We start from the raw sequence: 15,585 nt of genomic DNA, 5'->3' as shown, positions 1-15,585 counted from the left end.
AGAGTGCGCCACATGGGTTTTGATTATTCTTTTATTCGGCCCATCACGATCGTATTGTAGTAACGCCCGTCTGAAAGCCTTTTGTCCTTTCTTAAAAGCCCTTCAACTTCAAAGCCATACCTCTTATAAAGTACGATCGCTATTTCATTCGTTTCTAATACCTTCAATGAGATCTTCGTGATGTTGTTGGTATCTGCCCATTGTACAACTTCTTCTAAAAATGCTTTACCAATTCCATATCCCCAATATTCTTTTCGTACACCTACTCCGAACTCAACTTTATGAGCCATCCTTTTCAGCTCAGACCCTTCACATCTTGCAAATCCTGCTATTTCACCGTTAACTTCAGCTACCAGGAATAGGTTTGTACGTCGCTCTGTATCTATCTTAATAATCTCCTTGAAGCCAGATTCGTCGAGGTAGGCCTCCCCTTTTTCCCGATCTAAATTTTCGGTTTCGCCATCAATTTGCATCCTTACCTCAGCCAAGCATTTCGCATCTGATTGTTGGGCTGATCTTATCGTATAAGGTATAACCAATCGTTATCCTCCACTCTTTCTGTTTATCTTAGAATTTAATTGTAAGTATGTAATAAACTCATCTTGATCCACTGGCGAAATTCTTACGGTATGATGGGTACCATAATTCAACTCCAACCGATGGATGGAAAGGGCTGGAGCGACAAACGGGTCTTTCACCTCTTTCACAGAATTCAAGTCTTCTAATTCAAGAGACTTTCTAAAAGGTCCGTAAAAGATTGTTAATGTAGTTTTTTCAATCCGGTAACCTGTCCTGAACCAAATCCACAAGAGAAGACTGCTGAAAAGGGCAAGTACGACCAGTCGGAAGAAATAAAAGTCTCCTAAAAACGGCACCATCATGACTCCCCAGCCTAAACCTAATGATATGTCTAGTAAACTGATTCCTACTAATCCCCAAATTAGAACTGTAACCCACCAATCTTTCCTAGAAGGAAAATACAAAATCATCCCCTCCTTTTGCTTTCTTATACTCGGTTATGGAAAAAGAAATAACGATAATGAAGTAAAGGGCCTGGCTATTAAACACAGACCCTGTTTTTAAATCCTGCTCAAGCTCTCTTTCCATACCATACCTCTATTCCAATTATTTCAAATTACCTTCTACTCCTCAACCGTTTATTTGATTTTGATCCGCTCGTCATTCAATTGCTTTCCGTCTGAATCGACCGGAACCAGGTAAAAGTCCTCGCTCTCAAAGGTCAATCCCTTATTAAACTGGACATAGGAGATCTCTCCCGTCTCCGTGCTCCTGAACGATTGTCCTCCATCCTTGATAATACGACCGTCCTCGGATTGAATCTGGAAACCAACGCTTTCGCTTTTACTTTTTGATAAGTCATAGTAAACGGTTGTTGAAATCGGTGTGACGACCACCTCTAAAATCGTAACCATGTTTCCGTCAATCAGCGTAACGTTTTGATTCATTTCAAATACTTTTTTATCTTTTATGAGTTCCGTTTGTGATACATCCACATCAAACGTCCACGGTTGGTCAATCATTTCGTCAAAATCCCACGTATCATAGCTGATTTCCAACTGGAGGTTCTCTTCATCCAGCTCTTCCTTCAGAACCAATTCATTATAGATTGTAAACATGCTGCTGTTTAATTCGATGGATTGCCCCCCCATTGTATCCGTATAATCGACGCCATTGATTTTGACGGTAGGTGCAAGGTATGTTCTGTAATCGAAATCAATATGGTCTGCCGGCTCATAGGTCGCACTTAAATAAATCCGTCGGTCGTCCATCATGATTTCATTTAATGTCAATTTCCCGTAGGCATTCTCAGCGGATTCACCAATCGCCGTTTTGTAGGAGGAATAATCAAGCGTTTCAATTTGACTGATATATTTCTCAATCGCTTCTCCGATAAAAGGCATACTGGCGATCGTGCCTCGATCTTTATCCAGTGTAAGTGCGACACTGATTACACATATGAGTGCAGTCGCGATACCTGCTCTATACCAGTTTGTCGTGTGTTTTTTGGACGAGATCTGTTTTTTCACTCGCTTTAATACTCTTTTCTGTTCATGGTCAGAGAGTTCGGCTTGTTCAAATTCGCTTAAATCCATCTTTACATCATTCAACTCTTTATATAATGACATTCCGGCTACACCTCGTTTCGTAAAAGGATACGCTTCAATTTCTTTCTACCTCTCGAAAGCTTGTTATGCACCCATGAATCCTTTGCATCAAATTGAGTCGCAATTTCTTTAGAGGGCACACCTTCGACATAATATTTTTCAAAAATTGCACGCTCGACATCGGATAGGTCCTTAAACACGTCAGAGAAATCAACCAAGGATTGCTCGGACCCGCCTTGAACAGAGGCTCTTTCATTCAATTCATACTTTTTCAACCGTCGTCTTTCTTTTTCAGACTTTCGCACATAATCGATCGCCCTATACTTTGCGATTGCAGCCATCCATTGTTTGAACTCGTTTTTTTCATGATCAAAAGATTGTATGTTGTACCAAATCGAGACAAGCACATCTGCTAAGCATTCCTCTATATCCTGTTGGTTACCCTGAAGATATTTCCGGATGACGGCGTGTAGCAAGCCTCCATAGCTTTTCAGTATGAAAGAAAGGCTCTCTTCATTTCTCAGCTTGATCTGTTCGACCACATTCTTTTCTGTTATTCCCAATGCCAAACCTCTTCCCCCCTTTAACCGCGATCTATTTAGTAATACGTCCGTTCTTCGCCATTCCTATCATTCACTAAAAAAAGAGTGACCATTGCCTACTTGCTGGTCACCCTGTTTGATCGAGGTATTGTTCCACTTCAACAGCTGAATCTGTTTGTAATGCAATCCCGTCTTTCGATATGACGAGAAAAAATGGATAGTTTTCCTCTCCAAATATTCCTTTATAATCAATTACTTTATCGTTCCCCTCCACCATACTACGATGCAGGGAAAATGAATGAAAGCCTTCATACTTATGTAAATCCATAAAAACCTCATCGACAACTTCAGGTACACGGTCGTTCTTGATAAACATATGGATCGCATAGCCTTCATTAATCAGTTTCTGATATGTATGAATATATTCACCCTTTGTGGTTGGCCCTTTAGCAGCCTCTTTCATTTCACAACCTATTAACATGAAGAGGGATAAAGTAAAAATCAACAACGCTGTCATGCTTTTTTGGACACATAGACACCCTTTCAAATCAATCCTTCCTTTGAAACGGAAGCTCCATTCTTCCAAGTGTAGGTAACGAACTTCATCTCTTGGCCATTCATTTCAAAACACTTATCATCCATACCAACGTACTCAAACCCATTCTTCTCCAAAATTTTCTGAGAAGCGATGTTCGTAGAGGTCGTTTTAGCATGAACATGTTTTACGTCATTTGGAATCAGATCTTGCAATACTAAGTTCAAAGCTTGTTTTGCAATCCCTTTACCTGTATGGGCTCGTCCAATTCGATAGCCGATATCCGCGTTCATTCGTGATTCATCCAATACAACATTTATTCTACCCAGAATTGACCCGGCTTGGTCTTTAATCAAATAGAAACGAGAACTCGATTGCTCCTGTTCCTCGATCAAGCTAGTATGCCTTTCTTGGAAAAACGCTGGCTTATAATAGTCCTCTCCTCGAGTCGGTACCATTTCTTCAAAGAAAGCTCGATTTTCCAGTTCAAACGTATATAATTCTTCAGCATCCGTCGTTTTTAACTTCTCAATCCTTATTCCCATTACCATCCACCATTTTCTGTTGATTAATCCGAAACCGATTAATCGTATATTGAGCAACTCTTATTTTGCTTATTATGTAGTATAACGTAATAACCTCTCAAAAGAATGAATCTCGGAATGTGGTCTTATTTCTGTATCATTCTCAATCCGATGAGGGTTGAACCAGATCCCCTTTATATTTGCACTTTGACAACCATGGATATCCTTTTCCAAGTCATCTCCTACGAATAGTGTGGCTTCCGGTTGTACATTAAGCTTTTTTAATGCTAATTCAAAAATGCGTTTGTCAGGTTTCCATACTCCCACTTCTTCAGAGATAATGATTGTATCAAAGCAACGATTTAAATGCGTGTTCATTATTTTAGCTTTTTGTCTATGAGTTGTGCCGTTTGTAATAATTGCAACTTTAACTTGCCTCTTTATCGTATGGAGGATCTCTATAGTATTTTGGTTAATCGAAAAACAATTAGGGAAATGAGTATTCCAAAAATCCTGGATACTCTTGCGAGGCAATCTGTATTTAGGTGGGAAGTCATCAAAAAATGATTCCAAGACTTTTGTTTTATCACGAATGCCATAGCTTCTTTTATCGTATTCTTTGAATTTGTGCAGCATATCTCTTTTGGCTAAAGGCTTACTATCCTCATAACACTTTTCTAAAATAAGTGAAAACATCGTTTCTACTGCCTTGCCCCTATCAAGTAAGGTATCATCTAAATCAAATAGGATTGCCTCATACTCTCTCAACTAGTTCCACAGCCTTTTAATAAAAGATTCTTAGATAAATTCTATTTTTCGACATAGAGCTCCTTCTCCATCTTTTCACTGATTTGATGGAGGGCTTCAAGTGAGGAAACGTCTCCATCAAGGAGCGGAATAAGGATTTTCTCTTGCTTGAATGTGTCTTCAATCCAACGTAGGTATTCTTTCTCCTGCTCGATTCGCTTCTGGAAAAAGGAGCTGGCCTCACCCTTTGGAAGCAGCTTATTCACAACCAATGTTCTCACATGGATATCATGCTTTCTTAGCGTTTCCACTGCTTTTTCCGTTTCAACGATCGGAAGACGTTCAGGATTCAGGACGAAAACATATTCGGATTGTTGATCATCCAGCAAGACTTTGCGGACAGCAGCAAACCGTTCTTTCCGTTTATGGAGGATGTCATAGATCGGATCCTCGATTGGTTCGCCATCCCCCATCCATTCGGAGTAGTTCTCGTTCATACTCTCACGACGTTTCAGCATTCCATCAATCCATGCACCCATCAATTCAGGCAATGTAAGAAGTCGAATCGTATGACCTGTCGGGGCAGTATCAAACACGATCGTATCGTAGGCATCCTTTTCATCAAGGATGATTGAGACAAGCCTGTCAAACAGGGCTGCTTCATCAGCACCTGGTGACCCAGCCGCCAAGTCGATCTGCCGATGGACTTCTTCAATCATTTTGGATTTGACGAGCCCTTTCAGATTCTTCTTCACCACGTCCAAATACCGCTTCGTTTCTTCATCTGGATCGATTTCCACAGCCCAGAGATTGTCCGTCAACGTCTTCGGCTTACCTGTTAGCTTTTTATGGAAGATATCGCCTACATTATGTGCAGGGTCCGTTGATACGAGTAAAGTTCGCTTACCTTGTCTTGCGAGAGTGAGTGCAAAAGCCGAAGCAGAAGTAGATTTTCCGACTCCGCCTTTTCCTCCGAAAAAGACGATTTTCTTATTCATAATTTTTTTCATGTGAGACCACAACCCTTCTGTTTAGCAACAACGTATGCCTTCTAACGGTGACTTTTCCATCCCCATCCTCAAATGCCATTCATGGAATCGCTCAATGACGACGGGGTAGATTTCTAACGTGTAATACGAGACCGGATTCGGAATACCGAGTAACTCCGAAAGACATAAAAGGAGGAACAGATCATCCTCATCCCTCAGCTCCCTCTTGATCTCCGTCTTGTGAGGATGGCTCAATATCTCATCATACAATTCAATCAGTTTTTTGATTGACCATTTTTTATCACTCATTCATCTACACCTAATTCCTGTTGTAACGTATTGATGATCTCTTCGTCGGTTTGTGTATTTTGATTAATCCAATGACCGTTCAGGAACATTGCACCTCTTCTCGATCCCCAAAACGTATTTTTGAGCATTGCACCGATTCCAATTTCCCTTTTCATCAAATGCCGGAACATAAAGCTCATGATAGTGAGGATATTTCGAGGATCGACGAATGTCACGTTTACCCGGTCACCGAAACGTTCTCCGACCAGCTGATAAATCTTACCCGTTTCACGCATTTCGTCCAAATCGTCTTCAAATTGTTCCTTCATGCTGATGAACCCGTCACCAGAAACGCCGCCACATCAACCTCCACCGACTTCAGGCCAAACACGGATGATCATCAATTCTTTCCTCATCTTAGTGCCTCCTTTTCAAAATAACAATATTCGTTCAGGTTCCCCTTCCTTTGTATAAAAAGAAGGCCGGACGCCCGACCTTCTTTGATTGTTCATTCTAGTAAAGGTGATTGTTGATTAAGCTGACTTGTCCAGGTCTTCAGGTGATGTTTTCTTGGAAAGGACGCTGAATGCCTCCAGGATGATCCAAATGGCAAATCCGAGAATCGCTGCACCGAAGATGAACAACAGCATGTTTGCATCTGCTTCACCTAATCCTGACCATTCGAACACGACTTGCTTCGTCATTGCCCAGATGGTCATGAATAACAGGAAGACCATCGGAAGGAAGGTCGGCATGAAGTTTCTACCTTGTCGTTTCAACCAGATGGATACAAGCAATAAGCTGATTCCGGCTAACAATTGGTTTGATGTTCCAAACAGAGGCCAGAGCAGGTATCCACCGGAACCGAATCCATTCGGTCCTTCCGGTAACAAGACGAGCGCTGCACTTGATCCGACTGCAATCGTCGTTGCCACGTGTGCTTTTGTCAAAGCTGGGACGTTATATTCCGTTCCGAGCTCGGAAATGATATAACGCATCAAACGGACGGATGTATCAAGGGATGTTGCAGCGAAGCTGATGACGATGACCGCAACGATCGTTGCTGCGATTTCTGCTGGAATTCCGATCCCTGCTGCAAGCTGAGCTGCTCCGTTGATGAAGTTCCCTAAACCGCCACTGCTCGCTGCCGCGAAACTGCTGTACGCATTTTTAAAATCAGCACCAGTAGAAAATAATGTCGTTACGGCGATAATGGAAAGAAGCGCAAGCATCCCTTCTCCTACCGCACCGGCATAACCGACAAAGCGGGCATCTGTCTCTTTATCGAGCTGCTTGGACGATGTTCCGGATGAAACGAGCCCGTGGAAGCCTGAGATCGCGCCGCACGCAATCGTAATGAACAATAACGGGAAGATTGACATCGATGCATCCGGATTCGTTGCTGGTGCTGTAATTGTAGGTGCAGCAAACAATACCCCTGCATAAAGCATCAATAATCCGATCACAAGCTGATGCGAGTTGATGTAATCCCTCGGCTGTAATAGCTTCCAAACTGGGAGTGTTGAAGCGATATACACATACACCATCAAAACGACGATCCATACAAAGAATGCCATCGAAACACCGTTGAGTCCGAACATGACAGTGTTTTCTTCTCCCCCGAACCATTTGACGAGGTCGACTTGAAGGGCAGGTACTTTGGATGCTACTACAGCTGCTCCATACATGAACGCCAAAGCGATGATGGATGGCAACAGCATGCTGCCTTTCTTTTTATAAACCGAGTAACCGATCCAGATCGCGAGTGGAATCTGGATGAAAATCGACAACACCGATGCCGGGAATGATACGAACAACTTCGCGATCGCCCAAGCAAAGACAGCGTTGACCATGAGGACCAGAATAAGAATGATGAATAAGAACAAGACCTTGGCCCTTTTTCCAATCAGCCTGCTGGCGATCGTACCAACTGATTGTCCCTTGTTACGGACCGATAAGACCAGTGTTCCAAAATCATGTACACCCGCCGCGAAAACCGTACCTAAAATGACCCAAAGTACAGCTGGCAGCCAGCCCCAGTAAACCGCGATGGCCGGACCGATGATCGGTGCAGCACCTGCAACAGAGCTATAATGGTGTCCCCATAACACAAAACGGTTTGTCGGGACGAAATCGACACCATCCTTGTATTTGTGAGCTGGGGTCACATAATTCGGATCTAAGCGGTAGATTTTCTCCGCAATAAACTTCGAATAAAAGCGATAACCTAAGAAAAAGATAGAAAGTCCAACTAATGCTAACACGAGACTATTCATTTCGACCTAACCCCTCCAATTCGACTAGTTAACATCAATATACGGAATCCGAAATATGCTGTCAAGAAAATTCAGAATGTTAAGTGGTGTCTGACACTTTTTCCGAAGGCTGTTGTACCGGGTTTCTTTGGAAGTGTCAGACACTTATTACAATCATTGCTATATCAACGTTTCTTAGAAGTGTCAGGCACTTAAAAAGGGGCTAACTTCAAAAGGGTGGATGATCGCCCTTTTGAGTCAGCCCCTCATTTCGGTTGAATACTTATCGAATCAACCTTATTTGACTGTATTCACAGCTTCATATGCGTTTACATATCCTGCACCGACTTCATGAAGCTCATATCCAGGCATCGGATCTGCCGTGTTGACCATTGTGTTCAAAATGTCGTCTGGCGTCAACGATGGATTGGCTTCAAGCATCAACGCTGCTACACCAGAGATATGTGGGGTAGCCATGCTTGTACCACTTGCCGTCGTATAGAAAGGCAGGTGCTCAAGCGCGATGTAATTGACATCCTTCGTCGTACCTAGTGTATTCATCACAAGTCCTGTAGAAGATTTCGTCGCCACGATATCCACTCCAGGTGCTGTGATATCAGGGTGGACTAGGCTATCTCCCGGAATTCCTCTAGAAGAGAAGTCCGCCAATTTCTTATCCTTCGTACCCGCTGCTACAGAAATGACCCATGGCGCTGCAGAATAAGGGTTCAACGTATCATTGTCAGGACCTTCATTACCCGCAGCAAATGAAACGAACATACCTGCATCATGTGCTTTCTTACTCGCTACATTGATCGGGTCGTTTGGAGAATAATCTCCTGTCGTTCCCCAGCTATTGCTGATAACATCAATTCCATATTCGTCTTGGTGCTCAAGTACATAATCAAATGCTTCAAGAGCCCATAGTACACTGATTGCTTCTCCAGTACCTAAACCAACAAGCTTGGCGTCAGGCGCTACACCTTTATAGAGCCCGTCACTTGCTGTTCCAAGTCCTGCAATCGTGCCCGCTACATGCGTACCGTGTCCAGAGGACGTATCCGTATTCAATACATTCTCTTCATACAACGATGTCCCGCCACCAGAAAAGATGCTTCCAGCGATGAATTTAACGTTTTGTACAACTTTATCACCGAAAGGAAGATCCTGGTGTGTTGCATCGATTCCGCTATCAATAACCGCGACTGTCGTTCCTTTTCCTGTATAGCCCAATTCGTTCCAAACCTTCTCGACTCCGATCAATTGTCTGGAGTCACGAAGTTTGAACTCAAGCTCTTTATTGTAGTAAAGGGATGTCGCATTGATCCCAGAAGACAGGATTGATTCAACTTCTACGGCAGTCCCTTGCACAGCTACCATTGGTAGATGCTTGTACGTCTTCGTCAATAACCCAAGATCTTTCAAATCCTGTACTTGAGTGCTGGTCGGCTTTGTCGGATAGGTTACGACCGCTTCGACTTGGAATTTATCTCCAGCTGAATCCAGTACAGTGCTTAATGTTTCGCCTACTTCAATTGAAGAAGCTTCTGCTCGGTTGTTGGTTTGCGCTGCAAAGAACAAGCCGACAATGAGCGATAAGCTTAAAATGATGGAGCTTAGTTTCTTCATGTTCGTTTCCTCCCCAAAGTTGTCTAATGTCTAACTTTTCTTACAATTCCCATTTTCAAGGAAAAGCAAGCTGATAACAATCAAGCCTTCGACACATATTTTAAGTAGGTCCAAACACGAAAAACCTAGTACCAACGATATATCCTATACGATAAAATACTTAGTTCCTTCTATTATAAATAGGTCCTCGATAAAAACTGGCCAATAGAAACTACCTCATACTTCATAGAAAAAAGCCCCCTGAAAGTATATTCAGGGGGCTCACGCTATCGATGATTAGTCAATCAAGCCTTTTTCTTTAAGAAATTCAATCGCAACTTGCTTTGGTTCCATATTGTCGATATCGACTTTTGCATTCATCTGTGCCATTTCCTCAGAGGAGATTTTTCCTTCCAACTCTTTCATCACCTTTTCGATTTCAGGGAACTTGTCCAATGCTTCCTGTCGAATGACTGGTGCAGCATAATATGGCGGGAAGAAGTTCTTATCATCCTCAACCGTTTTTAAATTGAAGCGCGGGATACGTCCATCAGTTGTAAATGCAGTGATCAGGTCAACCTCTCCGTCCTTTACAGCTCGATACATCAAGTTCGGGTCAAGGCTTTCCTTGCTCTTAAAATTGAAACCGTATTTTTCTGCATATGGATCAAATCCGTCTGGTCTTTCATAAAATTCAGGTGGTGCAGCGAAGACGAGTTCACTGGACTTTTCCGCCAACTCGGAAGTCGTTTCAGCACCAACCTCCTTGTACGTTTCTTCAGTCATTGCAAGAGCGTAGTTGTTCTCGAACCCTAGCGGTGAAAGCCAAACGAGATCCATTTCTTCCTTATAGCCTTCTTTCGTTGCTTCATAAATTTCTTCAGCAGTCTGGTCCGGGTTATATTCTCTTTTCAACACAGCGAGATATCCTGTTCCTGAATATTCCACGTACATATCGATATCACCGTTCTGCATCGCTTTCGTCAAAACATCAACTTCTCCTAGACCTTCTTTCACTTTCACATCATAATCGGTATTCCCTTTGATGTATTCAGCAAGAAGATGAGGTAGGATGTATTGCTCGGTCCACTTCTTACCTGAAATGACGAGCGTGTCGCCTCCATCTCCGTCAGCTCCTCCACATCCAGCAATCAATAGCATCAACGTTAATAGGGGTATAAGCGTTTTCTTTAACATAACTGCCTCCTAGTCGGTTTTTTTAAGTCCTTTAGGTGTCGCAATCCGCTCAATCACTTTCAAGATTGAATCGAAGAAGATTGCCAATAACGCGGCGGGAACAGCTCCTGCCAACACCAATTCATTATTCAATGTACTAAGTCCTCGATAGATGATATCGCCCAGACCACCTGCACCGATGAAGGTTGCCAGTGTGGCGACCCCGATCGTCAAGACAGTAGCGGTCCTGATTCCTGCCATGATGACCGGTAATGCGAGAGGAAGTTCAATTTTCCAAAGGATTTGAGCCGAGGTCATGCCCATCCCTTTGCCGGCCTGGATCAAAGCATCATCCACTCCGACAATTCCGGTATATGTATTTCTTAATATCGGTAATAATGCATAGACCATCAGTGCAATAATCGCTGGTTTACTTCCAATACCTAACACAGGAAGCAAGAAACCGAATAATGCCAGGCTGGGAATCGTTTGGAATACGGCCGTGACACCGATTACAAATTCAGCGATTTTCTTCAATCGTGATATGAAAATGCCTAATGGTACAGAAATCAATATGCCGAACAAGATCGAGATAAAGGAAAGATACAAGTGCTCCTGCATTGCTTCGAGTATTGTCGGCCATCTTAGTATGAACGTATCTATGACTTTATTCCAATCCACTACATCTCCCCCTTTCTACACGGTCTGTTTCATCCCCGCAAGTCCTCGCATCATGCTCGATCGAGTAATGAGACCGACGAGTTTTCCATCATCAACAACAGGAATGGTTTTAATATCATGCTTGGCGAAAATTTCAGCAATCTCTGTATAAGGTGTCTCAGTCTTTACTGGATGTTTCACCTCATTCATGATGTCCTTCACCTTCCGAGTTTCATCACCATAATGTTCTTCGAGATCGACAAGCTCCAAGACGCCTTCTAATTCGCCACTACTATTGGTCACCATCAAGCTATCCACGGTGTACCCTTTCATGATCTTCAAGGCTTCCGCAAGTCCACGATTGGCTTTCACAGTCGCAACCTTCGCCATCATCAGCATTTTCGCAGTCTTCATATCCGTTTCTTTGTTCATCCGTTCTTCCCCGATGAAGTCTTCTACGAACTGATTTTTTGGATGTCTTAGGATTTGGTCAGGTGTGTCCAGTTGGACAATTTCACCTTGATTCATGATCGCAATTCGATCGGCAATCTTAAGCGCTTCATCCATATCATGGGTCACGAATACGATGGTCTTCTGGATGCTGTCTTGAAGCGCAACCAATTCATCCTGCAGCTGCTCTCGGCTGATCGGATCCAGGGCACTGAAGGGTTCGTCCATTAGAACGACAGGCGGTTCTGCTGCCAGTGCTCGGATGACGCCGATCCGTTGTTGCTGTCCTCCACTCAATTCAGAGGGATATCTTTTCTTAAACACATCCGGTTCTAATCCGACCAGGTCCAATAATTCGTCGACCCGCTTCATATATTTTTGTTTCGACCAGCCCTTGAGCTTCGGGACAAGTGCGACATTATCCTCTATCGTCATATGTGGGAAAAGACCGATCTGTTGGATGACATACCCAATATTTCTTCTAAGCTCGACAGGATTATGATTCTTGATATTCTCTCCATCTACCAAGATTTCTCCGCTGCTTGGCTCCAAAAGACGATTGATCATCTTCATCGTTGTCGTCTTGCCGCATCCACTTGGACCAATCAACGTCACGAGCTCCCCTTTATGTACATGTAGATTGATATTCTTCAAAGCTTGAAAACCATCAGCAAAAGTTTTATTCACTTGCTTGAATTCAATCATTGCTTTCCCCCCTTTATACTTGCGTCTTTTTTACTACCGCCATCTTAGAATACCCTCTGTTCTATTAAATAAACCATGACCATTAAAATCAAGCAAACTGCTTATCCATGTTTACAAAAGGGTTTTCGCGGGTACTTTTCAATTGAAAATATGTCGAAGTATAAAGAGGGGTTGAGTCTGATGAAAAAGAAAACGAAAAATCCAGATACATCTAAGAACACAAGTAGACAAGGCGGCTATATAAAGGTTGTCCTGGCAACGTTCTTAGTCTTTTTAATGATACTCGTAACTGGTGGAGTGACAGGATTCGCTTTCATACAAGATGCACCAAATTTATCCGAGGAACAGCTGAAGAATGCACATTCGTCGGCAATCTATGATATGAACGGAGAAAAGATTGCAGATTTGGCTGGGAGTGAACATCGGATCCCGGTGCAGATTGAAGATGTACCTGAGCATGTAAAAAAAGCATTCATTGCCGTAGAGGATGCTCGTTTTCACGAACATAGCGGCATCGACATTAAACGGATTGCTGGTGCTGCACTCGCGAATATTAAAGAAGGTTGGGGAGCAGAGGGTGGAAGTACGATCACCCAGCAGGTTGTGAAGAATACATATTTATCCCCTGAAAAAACGATCAAACGGAAGATCCAAGAAGCTTACCTTTCTATTAAAATGGAACGCAAATATACAAAAGACGAAATTCTCGAAATGTATCTGAACAAAATTTATTTCGGTAATGGTGCTTATGGGATAGGTGCAGCAGCTGACGTGTATTTCAATAAACGTGTCGATGAACTTACCATTGCAGAAGCAGCATTGCTTGCGGGCCTCCCTCAACGCCCAAGCGGTTATGACCCTAAGAAATATCCTGACAAAGCTCTTGAACGCCGTAATATTGTCCTATCTCTCATGGAAAAGCATGGGTTCATTTCGAAAAAGGAAGAAAAGAAAGCAGAAGCTACAAAACTGGAAAACCTCCTTTACACGCCTTCAGAGGAACCGATCTATCAATCGTTCATCGATCATGTCATCGAAGAACTTACAGCAAAGGGTATTCAAGAAGACCAGCTCTATACTGGTGGATTGAAAATTTATACAACCCTAGATCCAGACGCACAAGCCTTCACAGAGAAAATGCTTGAAGAGAATGAACAGATTCCATACCCTAATGATCAATTCAAAGCAGGGATCGTTTTATTGGATACGAAAACAGGTGCGATTCGTGCAATCGGAGGAAACCGCAAGTCCGAGGGTGAACAAGTCAAGCGTGGCTTCAACTATGCAACGGATATTAAGCGCCAACCTGGTTCAACGATCAAGCCCATACTGGATTATGCTCCAGCTATTGAATACGAAAAATGGTCGACGTATCACCAGATTGAAGATGAAGAGCTGGAAATCGACGGAAAGGAATTTCAGAACTGGGATGAGGAATTCCATGGTATGGTATCGATGAGGGAAGCGCTCATCCATTCCTATAACATCCCAGCAATCAAAACGTTCATGGAAATCGGAGGCGATCGAGCTGTAAAATTCGCAAACCAGCTTGGTGTCCCTGTTGACCACGCCTACCCTGCTTATGCGATCGGTGGCTTTGAAAGTGGCGTATCCCCTCTCCATATGGCAGGTGCCTACGCGGCGTTCGGAAACAAAGGCGTATACAATAAACCTTATACGTTGAAGAAAATCGAATATCCGAATGGCGAAACCAAAACGTTCAAATCAGAACCGAAGGAAGTCATGAATCAATATACAGCATACATGATTACAGATATGTTGAAGGATGTCCTTCGAGAAGGAACGGGTACTCTAGCAAACATTGAAGGTTTGCCTGTAGCTGGTAAGACAGGCACGACAAACCCTCCTGAAGGCGTTGAAGATGGATCGATGGATGCCTGGTTTGTGGGCTATACAACCCAATATACGGCAGCAGTCTGGACAGGATACGAGAAAACAACCACAGAACAATATGTGACCAAGGAAGATTCGAAGATATCCAAGCTTCTTTTCAAATCCATTATGGAACATGTCTCAAAAGGTCAAGACGTAAAGGATTTTGAAAAGCCATCCACCGTTAAAGAGGTGAAAATCGACAAACGTAACGGTCAAAAAGCATCCAGTTATACGCCTTCCTCAAGCATCATTACGGAATTGTTCGTTAAAGGTACAGATATTCCAAGTGCGTATAAACCAGAAACAAATAAATCTAAGAATGACTCCAATAAGAAAAAAGAACGAAAAGATGACGATTCGAAAAAAGAAAAAGAGAAGAAACGGAAGCAAGAATCGGATGATAAAAAAGAATCCGATTCAGATGACGAATCCGATGGATCTGACTCCGATAACTCAGGGGATTCAGGTTCGGGTGACTCCGGTGGCGATGGTTCTGGAGATTCCGGCTCCGATGATTCCGGCGGCGATGGTTCTGGAGATTCCGGCTCTGATGATTCCGGCGGCGATGGTTCTGGAGATTCCGGCTCTGATGATTCCGGCGGCGATGGCTCTGGTGACTCCGGCTCCGGGGATTCCGGCGGTGATGGCTCTGGTGACTCCGGTTCCGGTGACTCCGGCGGCGATGGCTCTGGTGACTCCGGTTCGGGTGACTCCGGCGGCGATGGCTCTGGTGACTCCGGTTCCGGTGATTCCGGAGGCGATGGCTCCGACGGGTCCGGTTCCGGTGATTCCGGAAGCGATGGCTCCGGCGGATCTGGTTCCGGTGATTCCGGAAGCGATGGCTCCGGCGGGTCCGGTTCCGGTGATTCCGGAAGCGATGGCTCCGGCGGGTCCGGTTCCGGGGACTCCGGTAGTGATGGCTCCGATAATAAGAGCGGAAGTGGTTCAGGTAGTGGTGATGGAAATCAATCAGGATCTGGTTCAGGAGATGACGATGGTGATTCAGAAGAAAAAGGGGACGACTAATCCGATAAAAATCAGCTGACCTAACACAATCAAATTGTGCATTGGTCAGCTGATTTTT

General features: G+C 43.5%; 16 protein-coding genes. 1 reads left to right on the top strand and 15 read right to left on the bottom strand.

From position 1 onward, the window contains the following. Window positions 1–23 precede the first annotated feature (23 nt). From V1497_RS03720 to V1497_RS03650, 15 genes are all read right to left on the bottom strand, one after another. Entirely contained in the window at window positions 24–539 is a 516-nt protein-coding gene (locus V1497_RS03720) for a GNAT family N-acetyltransferase (protein ID WP_349409629.1), read from the bottom strand. A 3-nt stretch (window positions 540–542) separates the two neighbouring features. Beyond that, entirely contained in the window at window positions 543–983 is a 441-nt protein-coding gene (locus tag V1497_RS03715; RefSeq protein ID WP_349409628.1) for a PH domain-containing protein, read from the bottom strand. 174 nt (window positions 984–1,157) lie between these two features. Beyond that, window positions 1,158–2,147: a DUF4179 domain-containing protein gene (locus V1497_RS03710; RefSeq protein WP_349409627.1), complete on the bottom strand. Its 990-nt coding sequence runs from the start codon at window positions 2,145–2,147 to the stop codon at window positions 1,158–1,160. 5 nt (window positions 2,148–2,152) lie between these two features. Further along, the gene (locus V1497_RS03705) at window positions 2,153–2,689 is read right to left on the bottom strand and encodes a sigma-70 family RNA polymerase sigma factor (protein ID WP_349410739.1); all 537 of its coding nucleotides are present in this window, start codon (window positions 2,687–2,689) and stop codon (window positions 2,153–2,155) included. 106 nt (window positions 2,690–2,795) lie between these two features. Beyond that, complete coding sequence (locus V1497_RS03700) at window positions 2,796–3,215, bottom strand: hypothetical protein (protein ID WP_349409626.1); 420 nt, start codon at window positions 3,213–3,215, stop codon at window positions 2,796–2,798. Beyond that, window positions 3,212–3,748 (bottom strand): GNAT family N-acetyltransferase, encoded by a 537-nt coding sequence (locus V1497_RS03695; protein WP_349409625.1) that lies wholly within the window; start codon window positions 3,746–3,748, stop codon window positions 3,212–3,214. The genes V1497_RS03700 and V1497_RS03695 overlap by 4 nt, the downstream gene beginning before the upstream one ends. Window positions 3,749–3,820: 72 nt before the next feature. Continuing rightward, window positions 3,821–4,477, bottom strand: a complete 657-nt coding sequence (locus V1497_RS03690) for an HAD family hydrolase (protein WP_414703629.1) — start codon at window positions 4,475–4,477, stop codon at window positions 3,821–3,823. A gap of 59 nt (window positions 4,478–4,536) precedes the next feature. After that, window positions 4,537–5,472 carry an ArsA family ATPase gene (locus V1497_RS03685; protein ID WP_414703628.1) on the bottom strand — a complete coding sequence of 312 codons (936 nt, stop codon included), beginning with the start codon at window positions 5,470–5,472 and terminating at the stop codon, window positions 4,537–4,539. Between the two features lie 33 nt (window positions 5,473–5,505). Then, complete coding sequence (locus V1497_RS03680) at window positions 5,506–5,772, bottom strand: cory-CC-star protein (RefSeq protein ID WP_349409622.1); 267 nt, start codon at window positions 5,770–5,772, stop codon at window positions 5,506–5,508. Beyond that, window positions 5,769–6,080: a hypothetical protein gene (locus V1497_RS03675; protein ID WP_349409621.1), complete on the bottom strand. Its 312-nt coding sequence runs from the start codon at window positions 6,078–6,080 to the stop codon at window positions 5,769–5,771. The genes V1497_RS03680 and V1497_RS03675 overlap by 4 nt, the downstream gene beginning before the upstream one ends. Window positions 6,081–6,284: 204 nt before the next feature. Beyond that, on the bottom strand, window positions 6,285–8,027 hold the full coding sequence (locus tag V1497_RS03670) for a carbon starvation protein A (RefSeq protein ID WP_349409620.1): 1,743 nt from the start codon (window positions 8,025–8,027) through the stop codon (window positions 6,285–6,287). Window positions 8,028–8,303: 276 nt separating this feature from the next. Then, window positions 8,304–9,635, bottom strand: coding sequence for a S8 family serine peptidase (locus tag V1497_RS03665; protein ID WP_349409619.1), 1,332 nt, complete (start codon window positions 9,633–9,635; stop codon window positions 8,304–8,306). 276 nt (window positions 9,636–9,911) lie between these two features. Beyond that, entirely contained in the window at window positions 9,912–10,811 is a 900-nt protein-coding gene (locus V1497_RS03660) for a glycine betaine ABC transporter substrate-binding protein (RefSeq protein ID WP_349409618.1), read from the bottom strand. A 9-nt stretch (window positions 10,812–10,820) separates the two neighbouring features. Then, window positions 10,821–11,411 carry an ABC transporter permease gene (locus V1497_RS03655; protein ID WP_349410738.1) on the bottom strand — a complete coding sequence of 197 codons (591 nt, stop codon included), beginning with the start codon at window positions 11,409–11,411 and terminating at the stop codon, window positions 10,821–10,823. Window positions 11,412–11,486: 75 nt separating this feature from the next. Beyond that, window positions 11,487–12,605, bottom strand: coding sequence for a betaine/proline/choline family ABC transporter ATP-binding protein (locus tag V1497_RS03650; protein ID WP_349409617.1), 1,119 nt, complete (start codon window positions 12,603–12,605; stop codon window positions 11,487–11,489). A 180-nt stretch (window positions 12,606–12,785) separates the two neighbouring features. Between V1497_RS03650 and V1497_RS03645 the strand changes: the two genes are divergently transcribed. Beyond that, window positions 12,786–15,527 carry a PBP1A family penicillin-binding protein gene (locus V1497_RS03645; protein ID WP_349409616.1) on the top strand — a complete coding sequence of 914 codons (2,742 nt, stop codon included), beginning with the start codon at window positions 12,786–12,788 and terminating at the stop codon, window positions 15,525–15,527. The last annotated feature ends 58 nt before the right edge of the window (window positions 15,528–15,585 follow it).

This window comes from Pseudalkalibacillus sp. SCS-8 (assembly GCF_040126055.1).
Lineage (GTDB): Bacteria > Bacillota > Bacilli > Bacillales > Fictibacillaceae > Pseudalkalibacillus > Pseudalkalibacillus nanhaiensis.
The sequence above is the reverse complement of the archived record's forward strand: the minus strand, read 5'-3'. Positions and strand labels throughout refer to the sequence as shown.

What these genes read in the sequence shown, in the direction of transcription:
- V1497_RS03675 (WP_349409621.1), bottom strand. Translation starts at nt 6,080, where the DNA reads ATGAAGGAACAATTTGAAGACGATTTGGACGAAATGCGTGAAACGGGT.
- V1497_RS03650 (WP_349409617.1), bottom strand. Translation starts at nt 12,605, where the DNA reads ATGATTGAATTCAAGCAAGTGAATAAAACTTTTGCTGATGGTTTTCAA.
- V1497_RS03645 (WP_349409616.1), top strand. Translation starts at nt 12,786, where the DNA reads ATGAAAAAGAAAACGAAAAATCCAGATACATCTAAGAACACAAGTAGA.
- V1497_RS03660 (WP_349409618.1), bottom strand. Translation starts at nt 10,811, where the DNA reads ATGTTAAAGAAAACGCTTATACCCCTATTAACGTTGATGCTATTGATT.
- V1497_RS03680 (WP_349409622.1), bottom strand. Translation starts at nt 5,772, where the DNA reads ATGAGTGATAAAAAATGGTCAATCAAAAAACTGATTGAATTGTATGAT.
- V1497_RS03670 (WP_349409620.1), bottom strand. Translation starts at nt 8,027, where the DNA reads ATGAATAGTCTCGTGTTAGCATTAGTTGGACTTTCTATCTTTTTCTTA.
- V1497_RS03710 (WP_349409627.1), bottom strand. Translation starts at nt 2,147, where the DNA reads ATGTCATTATATAAAGAGTTGAATGATGTAAAGATGGATTTAAGCGAA.
- V1497_RS03655 (WP_349410738.1), bottom strand. Translation starts at nt 11,411, where the DNA reads ATGCAGGAGCACTTGTATCTTTCCTTTATCTCGATCTTGTTCGGCATA.
- V1497_RS03695 (WP_349409625.1), bottom strand. Translation starts at nt 3,748, where the DNA reads ATGGGAATAAGGATTGAGAAGTTAAAAACGACGGATGCTGAAGAATTA.
- V1497_RS03665 (WP_349409619.1), bottom strand. Translation starts at nt 9,635, where the DNA reads ATGAAGAAACTAAGCTCCATCATTTTAAGCTTATCGCTCATTGTCGGC.
- V1497_RS03685 (WP_414703628.1), bottom strand. Translation starts at nt 5,472, where the DNA reads ATGAATAAGAAAATCGTCTTTTTCGGAGGAAAAGGCGGAGTCGGAAAA.